Source organism: Pseudanabaena sp. FACHB-2040, assembly GCF_014696715.1.
Lineage (GTDB): Bacteria > Cyanobacteriota > Cyanobacteriia > Phormidesmidales > Phormidesmidaceae > JACVSF01.
Genome location: NZ_JACJQO010000008.1, coordinates 137602 through 151040, shown reverse-complemented (window position 1 = coordinate 151040; position 13439 = coordinate 137602). Strand labels below are relative to the sequence as shown.

The 13439-nt window shown below is 54.2% G+C and carries 9 protein-coding genes and 2 pseudogenes; 5 read left to right on the top strand and 6 right to left on the bottom strand.

The features are described from left to right. Nucleotides 1-248: 248 nt before the first annotated feature. Nucleotides 249-1667 carry a helix-turn-helix transcriptional regulator gene (locus tag H6G13_RS12185; protein ID WP_190483483.1) on the top strand — a complete coding sequence of 473 codons (1419 nt, stop codon included), beginning with the start codon at nt 249-251 and terminating at the stop codon, nt 1665-1667. 1201 nt (nt 1668-2868) lie between these two features. Then, complete coding sequence (locus tag H6G13_RS12180; RefSeq protein WP_190483482.1) at nt 2869-4632, top strand: hypothetical protein; 1764 nt, start codon at nt 2869-2871, stop codon at nt 4630-4632. Between the two features lie 164 nt (nt 4633-4796). On the opposite strand, the gene H6G13_RS29445 is transcribed toward H6G13_RS12180, so the two are convergent. Together H6G13_RS29445 and H6G13_RS12170 are read right to left on the bottom strand one after the other, a co-directional pair. Further along, a complete protein-coding gene (locus tag H6G13_RS29445) occupies nt 4797-4901 on the bottom strand; it encodes a hypothetical protein (RefSeq protein ID WP_347277471.1) in 105 nt (34 codons plus the stop codon). A gap of 143 nt (nt 4902-5044) precedes the next feature. Next, a complete protein-coding gene (locus tag H6G13_RS12170) occupies nt 5045-5227 on the bottom strand; it encodes a hypothetical protein (protein WP_190483481.1) in 183 nt (60 codons plus the stop codon). 215 nt (nt 5228-5442) lie between these two features. On the opposite strand from H6G13_RS12170, the pseudogene H6G13_RS29440 reads away from it, so the two are divergent. From H6G13_RS29440 to H6G13_RS12160, 3 genes and pseudogenes are all read left to right on the top strand, one after another. Next, nucleotides 5443-5595: pseudogene (locus H6G13_RS29440) on the top strand (phosphotransferase); the annotation flags it as partial. A gap of 2 nt (nt 5596-5597) precedes the next feature. Continuing rightward, a pseudogene (locus H6G13_RS12165) lies at nt 5598-5759 on the top strand (winged helix-turn-helix domain-containing protein); the annotation flags it as partial. Between the two features lie 47 nt (nt 5760-5806). After that, nucleotides 5807-6220 carry a hypothetical protein gene (locus tag H6G13_RS12160; protein WP_190483480.1) on the top strand — a complete coding sequence of 138 codons (414 nt, stop codon included), beginning with the start codon at nt 5807-5809 and terminating at the stop codon, nt 6218-6220. Nucleotides 6221-6271: 51 nt separating this feature from the next. Here the strand turns inward: H6G13_RS12160 and H6G13_RS12155 are convergent, their stop codons facing one another. The 4 genes from H6G13_RS12155 to H6G13_RS12140 all read right to left on the bottom strand — a co-directional run bounded on the left by H6G13_RS12155 (nt 6272) and on the right by H6G13_RS12140 (nt 13327). Continuing rightward, nucleotides 6272-7885: a TAXI family TRAP transporter solute-binding subunit gene (locus H6G13_RS12155; protein ID WP_190483479.1), complete on the bottom strand. Its 1614-nt coding sequence runs from the start codon at nt 7883-7885 to the stop codon at nt 6272-6274. A 244-nt stretch (nt 7886-8129) separates the two neighbouring features. Beyond that, nucleotides 8130-8777: a TraX family protein gene (locus H6G13_RS12150; protein ID WP_190483478.1), complete on the bottom strand. Its 648-nt coding sequence runs from the start codon at nt 8775-8777 to the stop codon at nt 8130-8132. A 9-nt stretch (nt 8778-8786) separates the two neighbouring features. Next, a complete protein-coding gene (locus tag H6G13_RS12145; protein WP_190483477.1) occupies nt 8787-12392 on the bottom strand; it encodes a PAS domain S-box protein in 3606 nt (1201 codons plus the stop codon). Nucleotides 12393-12529: 137 nt separating this feature from the next. Continuing rightward, on the bottom strand, nt 12530-13327 hold the full coding sequence (locus tag H6G13_RS12140; protein WP_190483476.1) for an SDR family NAD(P)-dependent oxidoreductase: 798 nt from the start codon (nt 13325-13327) through the stop codon (nt 12530-12532). Between the last annotated feature and the right edge of the window lie 112 nt (nt 13328-13439).

Below are 13439 nucleotides of genomic sequence, written 5' to 3'. Positions count from 1 at the left end.
CAAGGGCGCTGGGTCTACACCCAGTGCAGCTGTTAGTGCTAATAAGAAAGAACTGTATTAGGCGTTGCTGATTCCGGGGATGAGACCACGCTTGGAAGGCTTAAGCCGTTGCTTGAGGATGAGTAAAATTATCTCACCACTCAGCAACGCCCTGTACAAAAATCGAATCAAGGCGAGCTATTCAGTCCTATTCCATGCAGGGGCGGTATTCTTAAGAATCAGGATTTATCCTTTAAGCAAACTGGCTCATGGCTACATCGCGCAAGTCCCCCCGATCTCAAAAGCCCACCTCTAAGGCGAGGAAAAAAGCCTCAGCAACAGACGAGGCCCAGACTCCTCCGACTTTGGCAGGTGATCGGCCAGTGACCAACCCAGACCTGTTTGCCAACAGCTCCACAACACCGGTCGCTTCCCCACTGCCCATTTTTGAGGCCAGCAAGATTTTGACCCAGCGGGATCACCTGCCTTGGAAGCCTGACCCCGACGGTAAACTGTGCTACGCTCCCGACATTGGTAACGGCCAGGGGGCAATCTACTTTTGGGTGACTGAGAACTTAGAAGACGAGCACCCGGCTACACTAGCGGGGGCAGCAGCCCTGGCAGTGATTGAGACTTTCGACATTCGGGCTGCCTGTATGCACCTGATTTTTGCTGCTCATGCTACTCAGGTTGAGCGGCCTTGGGAGCAGGAACTGGTCATCAGCGATCGCCAGATTCAGGCTTACCTGGGCCTGCAACAGCGCACAGATAAAAACCGAAAAGAAAAGCTGGCGCTGATTGAAGAGATCGCCAAGCAGCCCTGCAAAATTACCACCTACATTTCTTGGCCCCGGCAGGGCAAGTCGAAGGGCTTTACCATTGAGGAAGGCCGACTCTGGCACCTGCTAGGAACCCGCTATCACTATCAATACGACCTCTTCGGCAATCAGGAGCTGGTTGGCATGACCTTTGTGGTTAAGGCTGGGCTCTGGGCCAAGTACTTTTTAGATGACGAAGACGGTCAAGCGGTACGACCGCAGCAGGGCATTTTATCGAAATCGCTGCTCAAAAGCGTGATGGGGCTCTGGCAGCACCGCGAAGGAGCCGCCCGGCTCATGGTCTGGCTGCTTTTCAAAACTCAGCTCAGCCGCCAGAACGCGCTCAATGTTAAGACTCTGATGGAGGTAGCCTACGGCCCCCAGCGTATTCAGGCAGCCTACGAAGACTATCAGCTCCGCAAAAAGCTGGCTAGCACCTGGGACGACGATCTGCTCGCCCTCCACGACAAGGGCTGGAAGATCCAGTTTGATGGCGACACTTACCCAGTTGAGATTCGGCCTATCAGCTTTGGCCGAGAGGAAATCTCAAGGCGGCCTAGAGGGTTCTTTGAGACGCTGATGGATGCCTACCTGTGGATTAGCCCGCCCGAAGCTTGGATTAACCACGGACTGCTGCCCGGAGAGGGAGCCGCCACCGATACCTTGCTGGAGCCTACACCCGAAGCCGAAAAAGACGGGCTTACCGGAACAGAGGTCCATCATTTGCGGACAGAAAAGGGGTGGAGTCAGCGCAAGCTGGCGGCCCTAACGGGTCTGAGCCAAGGGTTAATCTCAATGATTGAAAATGGCACCCGCTCAATCAGCCCTGAGAATGAGGAAACGCTGCGGCAGGTATTTGATTACATGTGATCTCAACTACACGCGATCACAAAGCAGTTTGCTCGAAGGATTGATTACAAAGAATCTCTAGAACCCCTCCCCTAACACAGGCTGATCTGTGAATCGGGTCATCTTGTGCTGCAAATACTGCAATTATTCAGAATCCGGTTGGATAAACCCCTTTTGTAACTCAGATATTCGAGCAGAAGGCCAGCCCATACCTTAAAAGATAGAGCTTTGCTAGTGCAGACCTAGCAAAACAGGGGATATTTATAGCCAGCAGAACCCTTACTAGGAGGCAATCTCAGGCTTTAATCATTACATGATTACAAAAAGTCTCTAGAACCCCTATCCCAAATAGGAGTAGTTGCGATCGCATGATTACAGCACTGCTCTAGAACCTACCCCCCAAATGACCAAGAAGGTGCAGAACTCTCTAAAGCAGCCTATACCAACAGGCCTACTCCTTTGGATTACATGATTACTTAGAGATTCTAGAACCCCTCACCCGAACTTCGGGCAGGTTTGATTACAGATACCTCTAGAACCCCACCCCTTAAAAGCCAGATTATTACACCATTACAACTGAGCTCTAGAACCCCCACCCCAAACTTCGGGCGGGTTTGATTACAGATATCTCTAGAACCTCCCCCCTAAGTATGATTACAAGCGACTCTAGAACCACTGACCCAAACTCTCTAGAGCCCCCACCCCAAAGTCTCTAGAACCCCACCCCCAAAGTCGTTGAGCGGGAACGGATCTTCAAGGGTTTTGCATTTCGGTTGAGATTTTATGCTGCTCAAGTGATTACAAACAGTCTGTTTTGAGCAGCCGAGCTGTAATCAGGCATCTGCTATAAGAGATCGATTAGTACACGCTTTTTGAACCCTGAAAGGCGTGTACTAAATAACAACCTCTTTTTCGCGTGAGCAGTCTGCCGATGATTACATAAACAAATAGCTAAAAGGCTTCCACTGAACCACCAGCAGAAGCCTCTTAATTGATCCCTTGCGGGAATGAGTACTCACCAAATCGAGCTGCCACAGCTATTTGAGTACTTGCGGAGTTGTTTTGTCTATTTTAAGACCAATTCTTTCATACAGCAATAACCACAGCTCAATCAAAGGCTGTGCTGTTTGGGTTTGTTTGCAGGCAAAACACTTTCTTCCCCATTGATTACAACTTCGAGAGTTTTGGCTTAGGCTCTCGCCCTTTCATTGGAGATAGTGCTTTGTTAAACCAACCAAACCCTAAAAAGAGCAGACCTAAAAGCGACTTCCTTACCTCAGATCCTTTACCTGGGCATCCTGATGGCAAGGGGCTGTGCGAAATCTTTGGTCATTACCCGTGGCAGGCTATTACAGCTGATTTGCCAGAGAATGCCGCCGCTGCACCCCTCTGGAGAACCCTTACTGGCTACCCGCTGCGGCCGAGAGTCTTATGGAGCCTCTGGCAAGACGCTAACACGCTGATCGGCGTGCGCTTTGGCCAGACTACACGCTACGCCCTGATCGACCTAGATGCCGGTAGCCCCTATCGCTCCAACAACGGGGGCAAAGACCAGTCGGCAGAGTCTATTGCAACCCTACGGGCCGCGCTGGAAACAATAGGCATTGCCCGCACCCTACTGATTCGCTCTAGCTGGAATGGCGGGCTGCACCTCTATGTACCGCTACCAGAAGCTGTTAATACCTTTAATCTAGCGGTGGCTCTAGAGGGCTGCCTCAAGGCCCAAGGCTTTGAGATTAAGCCGGGGCAGCTCGAAATCTTTCCCAACCCCAAAACCTATGGGGTCACTATCTTTGTTGAATACAATGCCCACCGGCTGCCCCTTCAGCCCGGCAGCGGCTCCTGCGTTCTAGATGACGCCCTGCAGCCCGTGACCGACAGCTTGTCGCACTTCCTCTGGATTTGGGAGCAGGCAGCAGAGGCCCAAGATATGGAGATGCTGCACCGAGCACTGAGCGTTGGTCGCAACAATCGACGCAGACGAGCTCGGCGCACCCTAAGCCTGACACAAACCTGGCGAGCTGACCTAGAAATAGAGATTGCCGAAGGTTGGACCGACTACGGCCAGACTAATCGGCTGCTTAAAACCATTGCCTGCTACGGGGTTGTCTTTGAGCGACACCAAGGAACGGCCCTGATTGATTACATTTGCCGCATTGCCCCACACCTGCCCGGCTACCGCCAATATTGCCGCCACCAAGGCGAGATCCGGCGACGAGCAATTGCCTGGGCGAGAGCTGCCGAGAAGTATTACTGGCCCATGGGCAGCCCGACATCGACCGAGTCTACTCCTAACCAGAATGAGGTGCGATCGCAAGACGCCCGCTGTCGCATTCAGCGGGCTGCCCAGCAGCTTCTAACGCTGGGGCAAATGCCAACTACCGTCAGGGCCCGAGTGCAGGTACTGATCACAATGGCCCAGACCTCAGCCCAGACCCTCTACAAGCATCTAGGCCTGTGGCATCCAGACCACCTCTCAGCGTCTATTGCAGAAGACTCAAAGCCCTTTTTGGCGCAGCAGCCTGAGCAATCGCCTGTAACAGCAGACCCAGAGCGCGATCAGAAGGACGCAGCGAGTTTTAAGGCAGGTTTTAACGATCGCTCAAACCTAGAGAAAACAGGGGCGTTACAGACCTTAGAGAGATTAATGAAGGGTGAAAGCTCTGCAGGCCATGACGCAGGTTCGAATTTAAACCTCATTTCTCCGGAGAGGGGGGTGCGGGGGGAGACGCTAAGTTTTCCACAGCCCGACCAGGCCATTGAAATGGAGGGATTGGGCCCAACCTCAGGTAGCCAAATTCCGCTGTCTGAGTTATTTGATAAACTCGCGGACCAAGTCAAGCGTCTGGGTTGGACGGCAGAGCAGATAATGCACTTCATTGCAGCCCGATTTGAGGGCAGACGGCGGAGCCAACTGCAGGATGAGGAGCTGATTACACTGCTTTACTATCTGCGGCAAGCGTATTGGCAAGGTGCATATTCTTAGGTAACATTCTTGACCTAAAACTCGCAATTCTGTTACCTAAGAAAGTCGTAGTGGCTGAGAGTGTCTTGGAGGCCGTTGATTCGAGGTGTCCATATCTCAGCAAGGTATTTTCTAGGCAGGCCGTTTTACGATGCGGGTAGAAGGTGAAGGGTGAAAGTTTCTGCTTAAGAGGGATCAATTGGAATGACTACCGTGAAGGTGGAGCCATGGCCTGGATAGCTGATCAGCTCAACGTGCCCGCCGTGGGCTTCAGCGATTGTCTTGACGATGGCTAGACCTAAGCCGGCTCCTTCAGAGCGACGGTAGCGGTGGAAGATGCGGGCGAAGCGTTCAATAAATGTGTTCTTGGTGCTCTAGGGCAATGCCCTCATCCGTATCGTGTGCCCAGAATCGAGCACATCCCCAAACCAGACTAGAGCCAAGTGTGATCGGGCTGGTCGCATCGCTGTGTTGCTTTGACAATGACGCGGGTGACCTCATCGATCTCTGTTTGCCCCCGCGAAATCAGGTAGGTGACGACAAAGTCACCCCGGTTCTGACCCTGAACAACGGACTCTGCCTGATACACAATAATTTCGCCACTGGAGGAGGTCACCTGACCCCACTGAGGACGAGTCAGTATAGCTAAGACTGCATTCCCTTCGTACCCACCACCTTCGACCTAGACGCCCTCCAACCCCCCCTTCGGCAGCTCCTACCCGAGGTGCGAGCAAGTGACCTCAGTGCAGCTAGTGTGCCACAGACTGGGACGGCGAGCTTTGATGGAGTGGGGTGTGATGCGATCGCAACCTATCTCCCCGCCATGCCCCTAGCACCATCCACCACAACTTCTATTTCTATAATGATCAGGTGCTAGTAGACAGCGATCGCCTCTGGCTGGTGAACATAGACCTGTGCTGCCAAGGGCATCCAGCGTTAGATATTGGCAATTTCATAGCCCACATCACCGAGTACAGTCTGCGACCGGACAAATTCTCAGCCGAGAGCAGCTGCTAGAGCCGGTTTGGGGCTACGACTACGATCCAAAATCCAACATTGTGGATGTCTATATCGGGTATTTACGAAAGAAACTAGGGAACGAGCTGATCGAGACCGTGCGGGGAATGGGCTACCGCATGACCCCCTAAAGTCGAGAAACCCCTACACTAGGGAAGTTGGGCTAGAGAATACCTGGATGGCACCCCCTAAAGTCGCTACCTCTAAAACGGCTGCTAAGCCGGAAGAGACAACCCCCCCTGCACCGGAAGCAGCCTCCCCTGAACTGGAGATTGCTGCTCCGGAATCACCCCCCCAAGAATCACCCTCCCAAGACGCAAATCCCGCCAATATTGAAGACATCTTTGCCGCCCTCAAATCCTTGCTAGGTACCGTCGAGAAGCTGCAAAAAGCCCGCCAGGAAGTTGGAGACATCAAACCCTTGCTAGTGCGAATGCTCGATGGCGAACTCCTCTCAGGTGACGAGCTAGACCAGCTTAAATCAGGCGTGAATGGCCTGTCTCGCTTGGTGCGCTCCTACGACGACTATCAGTCGGCCCTGGCTAAGGCTCAGCCTGCCAGAGAGCTGCTTGATTTGGTGCTCAAGTCTTAGAGAGTAGAAGGGGGAGACGCAGTGACACGTCCCCCTGTCTTCCCCGCCCCCTTAACTCTCCTGCTTCTCCACATCCACACGTCCCCCTGTTACCGCTTCTTCACATCCCTGCGTCCTCTCTGCCTGGGCTGTCGGCACCAGGGTCATAACCGACATCAGCGTTAGCTGCACTAGCTCAATGTAGGCTTTGATATCAACTTGGCCTGCTAACAACATTTCTCGGTACTGGTGCTTGATCTGGCTCAGTTTTTGTAGAGCGACAGTGGGGTTGCTCTGCAGCGTGGCTTGCCATTCGTCTAGCAGCAGTAGGGTGTCGCGCACAAATTGGGTGCGTTGCTCGTCGAGTTGGGATCGGCATTGATCGGTAAAGGTCTGGGTTTTGTGGCGCAGCTGTTCGTAGATTTCGGGGGTGACAGCTCCGTCAATGAACCGCAGCCGGTTTTCCTGGCTCAGGTCTTCAATGCCGCTGAGGGCTTGCTGGGGGTAGTCTGGCAGCAGCTGCCGCAGTTCATTAATGCGATCACTTGTGGCAATTACAGTTTTATGGGATTGCCGTTTGCGCCAGTAGCGCAGCAGTAGACCAATGGCTGTTGTACCTCCGAGCAAAAAGACCCCCGCCTGGAGATCGTCGTTATTGTTCCAATAGCGGGCCAGAACAGCGCGAGGATCGCCGTTTTCGTATACCTCCTCAGCAGCCGGATGGAGGTAGAGCAGCCCCCGCCGCAGCGCTGCCGCTGCCTCACCCTCTAGCAAGGCCGGATAAAACTGGGCATAAGCCCGAGCATCGGCCAAAACTGACCAGGTGACCAGGCCAACGGCTCTGCGGTTGACGTTGGGTCGGGTGACCAAAACGGTAGCGGTGGCAAGGGTTGAGACATCTCGCTCGGGTGTGGCGGGCAACACTGCATAAGCACCGGGCGGCAGAGTTGTAGGCTGATACGAGCCAGGGTAGCGGATCGTCAAATGGTTGGTAACTGAGGGTGAAATAGCAGCCAGCGTGTATTGGGGATGATCGAGAAACTGCTGCTGGAGCTTCTGGCTGGCACCGACGCTGCCAACATAGATCACAGCGTCAACCTGCCTAGCCTGTAGCTGCTCAAAGGCTTCATCAAAGGCTGAGTCATCGTTTTGAAATGTCAGCTGGCTGGCCTGAGCCAGTTGGTCAGTGGTGTGACGAATGCCGCTGCCCGGTGCCCCTACCGCTACCCGTCGCCCCTGCAGATCGCTTAGAGTTTGCACTCCAGAATCACGCCAAACCACGATATGCACGTCTTCCTGGGCCAAAGCCGCCACGGCCAGCACCTGCCTAGTCTGCAGAGCTTCCCTGGCCACGTCTAGCTGCACTAGGGCAAAATCAACCTCACCCTGAATCAGCCGCTCCAAGTTTTCTCGTGATCCTTGGGAAGGCCGATTTTGGACCGAAATACCTGCTGTTTTCTGAGTAGATAGGCTGACTTGTTCACCCAGCCGGCTGTAGAAACCACCTTCTGTGCCGCTGGCAAGGGAAATGGTGTGTGGTTCCCCGCAACTGCTAATAAGAACCACCAACATCGCCCCGGCTGCCCCACAGGGCCTCAAAACTGAAGCGGATGGCAGGGAGATGCGATCGCACTCAATCCACTCTTGACTCTTTAGCTTGATCCACTGATTCAACAGGTTAGGCATCGAAGACGCTTCCAAATATGCCTAGTTTTTTGATGTAATGTAGCCTGAAACGTTATTCTTCGCTGCATTGTCCCAATCAACCTCCCAGAAGTTTACATTCTCCCATCCTCGTCTCTGTTTTCCCCCGTTTCCCCCTCTTTAGGTATTTCTTTTCCATGCCTTCTCTTTTCTTAGGTAACAAAATTGTCTTGGCAATGCCTTAAATGTTACCTAAGAAAATCGTGTCTCCTTTCTCCGCCCACTTTTACCCTCCCGGCACCCCTATTCCCCGCGCAATCAAAGCCAGCAGCGCCAGATGCCCTGGGTAAAAAGCATAAAACCATCGGGCTTTGGGACCGCGCTGGCCATTTGCCCAGAAGAAGAATAGGGGAATGACTGCCGCTGGTAGCTGAAATGGCCCCATGAACCTTGCCCAAACTAGATGAAATCCCACCCAGACCAGGCACCAAGCAAAATTAGGTCGAAAGTAGCGGGTCAGCAGCACCAGAACAATGCCGTAGCTACCATAGTTCATGTTCAAAACTTCGGTGACGGCTGCGCCTGCCAGCCAAACCAGGATTTGCAGATCGGGCCACTGCCGCGCCAAGCGAAGGCAGACTAGCCCCACCGACAGCTGAAATAGGATATTGAGATCGGTTACGCCAAAGGTCAGCTGGTAAATTGGCTGTGAGATCAGCCCCAGCAGCACTAGCCGTAGCCCGTAGCGCCAGATGTCGCGAGTATGGGCTTCGCCTTGAACCAGCAGCCAAACAAACAGGGGGAAGCTGATGCGCCCTATGGCCCGCAGCCAGTCCACTTCTGGATATAAGACCGCGCCAATATGATCGATCAGCATGGTAATGGCGGCTAGAAGCTTGATGTGGAAGCTGGAGAGTCCTCTTTGCTCAAGCATAGTATTGCTCTAGCCCGCGTCAATGCCGAGGAGGTGTGCGATCGCACGCACCAACTCTCCAGGGTCAACCGGCTTGGCCAGGTGCTGCTGAAATCCGGCGGCTAGGGCTTGGTGCCGATTAACCTCGCCTGCATAGGCTGTCAGTGCGATCGCAGGTACAGTGCTGCCGTGTTCGGGCAGGCCTTTTCGGATCTGCTGCATCAGAGCATAGCCATTGATGTCCGGCATGCCAATGTCGCACAGCAGCAAGTCTGGAACCGACTGACTCAAGCGAGTCAGTGCCTCAGCGGCCGAAGTGGCTGTAGCCACCGTTGCCCCTGCCTGCACCAGAATAAAGGTAGCCAGCTCGCGCATATCAGAATCGTCATCTACAATCAGCACGCGTGCGCCCGCCAGATCGATTGCCTCTTCCAACGGGCTATTGTCGGCAGGCCCTTCCTGATGGGCTGCTCTTAGCGGCAGCCGGACGCCAAAAGTGGCCCCTAGATTGAGGCCGGGGCTTTCTGCCCAAACTGTACCGCCATGCAGTTCTGTCAGGTGCCGAACAATTGCTAGCCCTAGGCCCAGTCCGCCAAATCTTCGAGTAGTGGTGCTGTCTTCTTGGCGGAAGTAGTCAAACACGTAAGGCAAAAAATCAGGGCGAATGCCTTGGCCGGTATCGCTAACCGTGATTTGGACGAATGGAGCAGGGGTAATTTGGCCTTTGTCTTGGGAGCTGGAGGGGTGTGGCTCATGGCCACTGGCTATTAACCCTTGACCCCCAACCCAAGTCAACCGCACCTCAACACGCCCCCCGGCAGGGGTAAATTTGACCGCATTAGACAAGAGGTTCCAGACAACCTGCTGGAGCCGATTGGAATCGCCTGTTGTGGTAAGAGGCTGGCCGTTGGAGGTTTCTTGGCGGCTGTCCTGCAAATCGATGATGACAGCGATCTGCTTAGCTTCGGCTGCCAGCCGCACCGTTTCTAGCGCAGCCTCAACCGTGTCCACCAGGTTGACCGGGCCGACATTGAGCGTCATCTTGCCCTGCAAAATGCGCGAAACATCCAACAGGTCTTCAATCAGCTGGGCCTGTAGTTTGGCATTGCGTTCAATGGTTTCTAGCGCGTACTGGATTTTGACGGCATCTAGCTGCTTTTGGCGCAGCATTTTAACCCAGCCCAAGATCGGGTTGAGCGGTGACCTAAGCTCATGAGACAGCACCGCCAAAAACTCATCTTTGATCCGGTTGGCGGCTTCTGCCTGGGAGCGGGCACTGCGTTCGCGCTCTAGCAGCTGTTCTCGTTCTTGTTCGGCCTGCTTGCGCTCTGTCACATCAATTAAAATGCCAATCATGCGGGTTGGCCGTCCGTCAGCACTGTAGGTAAACTGGCCCCGCGCTTCGATCCAGTAAGTAGAGCCATCGGGCCAAAGGACGCGATGCTCGTGGGCATACTCTGTTCTTTCCAGCATGGCCATGCGCAGCGTTGCCTCGGTTGCAGCCAAATCATCGGGATGAACGCTTTGGCTCCAGAGTTCGTAGCTGGGCTCGCATTCGTGGGGCTGTAGGCCTAAAATGGTGTAGTGCCCCTCTGACCAGGTGATCTGGTCTGTCTCTAGGTTCCAGTCCCAGGTGCCCATGCGCCCTACAATCAGGGCCAGCTGTAGGCGGTCTTGGCTCGCGCACAATGCCCTTTCAGCTCGCGCTCGCTCGATAGCCAGCCAGGCTTTTTCAGCAATGCGTTCCACCAAGGCCGCTTCTTCTGCTGTCCAGAGGCGAGGGACCACATGGTGCAGCACCAGCACCGCTACAAAGCGCCCCGCTTTTACCAGCGGCACGCATAGAAGCGATTTGGTTTGGATAGCGTTAAAAGCAGGGGCAGCGTTGGCGGTACGAGGGTCGCGGTCAACATCCTCGATCACCAGGGTTTTGCCCTGCTTCAGTTCAGCGATACTCTCCGGCCCAAAGGCGTTGAGCAGGTGTTTGCCCACCACGCTAATGACGCCGCTGCAAAAGTCGCGTTCGACAATGACGTATTCCTGCTGAGGGTCGATGTCGCCGTAGGTGCAGCGAGTAACGTTGAAGTACTGCCCGGTGGCACAGACGATATGCCAGATGATGTCTTGGGAGTCTTGCAGGGCCCGGATGGCATCGTTTAAGTCGATCAAAAACTGCTGCTGCCGCTCCTTTTGCTGCAGCTCTGTCAGCAGCTGCTCGATTTGCTGTCGGGCCTGCGCTTGAGCCGCTTCAGCCTGCTTGTAGTCGGTGACATCGCGGGCGATATTCAGTACGGTTTTGACTGAGCCATTGACAGCAAACTCGGGAAAAATCCGCGACTGATACCAGCGCTCGCCCTCAGGGGTTGGAAAGTTAAACTCAATGGTCTGCTCCTGGCCGGTCTCAAAAACTTGCTTTAGAGCAGTCACCCAGGCACTGCAGATCGCCTCTGGCATGCCTAAATCGGCATTGGTTTTGCCAATGAACTGCTCCGACGGAATTCCGGTTGCTTGCTCTATTGAAGGGCTGACATAGAGGTGGCGAAAGCCGCAATCCATCCGGCTGATAATATCGGGGGCATTTTCGACGACCAGCTTAAACTGTTGCTCTTGCTGCTGCAACTCAAGTTCTAGGTGTTTGCGATCGCTCAAGTCCACCAAAAAGCCAATGCCCAAATCACTGGGGCCACCGAGATACGCTGTGCCAACCAACACTGGAATGCGGCTGCCGTCTTTGCGGATATATTCCTTCTCGTAGGGCGTGTGGGAACCCGTGGCCTTCATCTCTGCCATGGCCTGCTGATCGAGGTGCAGGTGCTCCGGCGGGGTAATGTCTAAAAAATTGACCTGCCCCGACACCACCTCCTCTCGCGGGTAGCCCAAAATGTTGAGCCAAGCATCGTTGACCTCTAAAATATGGCCTTGAAAATCGCCAATGATAATGCCGATAGGACTGGCGTCAAACAGGCCTCGTAGCCGCGACTCGCTCTTCTGCAGGGCTTGTTCCATCAGCTTGCGCTGAGTGACATCTTGAAGGATTGCGGCGGCGGCCACTACCTGCCCCTGCTGATCACGTATCGGGGCTGAGCTGATGTTGATGAAAACACGGCTGCCATCTGAGCAGTGGATTTCCATCTCTTCGTTGGTAATGACTGTGCCGCTACGCAGCGATCGCACCAGCGGATACTCATCGGCAGTATAGGATTGCCCATCAGCCCGCAGCAATTCAAATGGGATCACTGAGCTATAGTCTTCTAGCTGCAGTGAGGGTCCATATTCATATCCGACTAGGGCTTTGGCCTGTTCATTGATCAGCACTAGCTTGCCAGCGGCATCGGCAATCATCACCCCCGCAGGAATCTGCTGCAGCACTGATTCAAACCAAGCGTGTTCAGTTTCGAGGGCCTGCCGAATGATATCAATGTCGTGGCTAACCCCGGCTTCATTGTGGTTTAACGTTACCGGCTCATCTGTCAGGCTGCGGGCAAACTGCTCAATCACTTCCGAGCGCGAAATGCCTCGCCTGCGAGCCTCCTGGTCAAGCGATTGCCAGGCTGTATGGGTCAGAGAAAGGCTGACTCGCTGCTTCGTTTCTGAACCCCAGTTGGTCACAAACTTGCCAGTGGCATCGCGCTTCATGAGGTACCCGTATGCATACACGGTCTTCCCCATTCAAGCGGAATTGCTCACCCAAGAGAATACTTCCTAAGAAGGATGTTAGCGAATTGCCGTTGCTGAACGGTTGTCAGACAACGGCAATTCGCCTGCCCAGGTAGCTACTTACCTGAGCGCGGTTCAGCGATCTGGCGGTGCAGAGCTGTCTTCACCGTGTCGGGCAAAACTTTAGCAACGTTGCCCTGAAGCTTGGTCATGAAAGACCCAGCAATGATGCTGTCTTTGCCCGACATCAGCGCTTCAAACCCCTGCTTAGCGACCTCAGTCGGATCGTCTTGTATGACGGAGTCAGCCAGGGTGTCGTTCATGTCGGCGCGGTCGAAGAAGTTGGTGTCGGTTGGCCCTGGCATCAGAGAGGTGACCGTCACTCCAGTGTCTTTTAGCTCGTTGCGCAATGCCTCGGCAAAAGAATGGGTGAAGGCTTTTGAAGCTGCATAGACTGCTTCAAAGGGGCCAGGCATGATGGAGGCTATGGAAGAGGTGAAGAGGATGCGGCCCTCACCGCGATTCACCATGTCTTTAACCACCCGCTTCGCCAAGTGGACGGTTGAGACAACGTTGAGATTGAGCAGATTCAGCTCGTCTCTGAGGTCGGTTTCGCGAGCAAACTCGCCGCCTACGCCCACACCCGCGTTGATTGCGATCGCATCGACAGGCCGACTGGCCGACACAATCTCCTGATATAGGATCTCGACCCCCTCATAGGTTGACAGGTCAGACTGTACGGTTTTAACGTTGGCTCCTAGCTCCTGTAAGGTTTGAGCGGCTTCGTTGATGCTGGGGCCAGTGGCCGTAATGAGCAGGTCAAAGCCATTTTCGGCAAATTGTTTGGCCAGTTCGTAGCCGATGCCGCTAGAGGCCCCGGTAACAACAGCTAAGGGGCGGGTGGATGAATTCATTATTTGTCAAATGTAGGCGGTCAACGCTTACATCGTAGGCAGCAGGCTGTCTGTGCGGCTCTTTCTAATGACGGATCACGTTTCTACAGATCACGCTATGCCAATTGTCCAA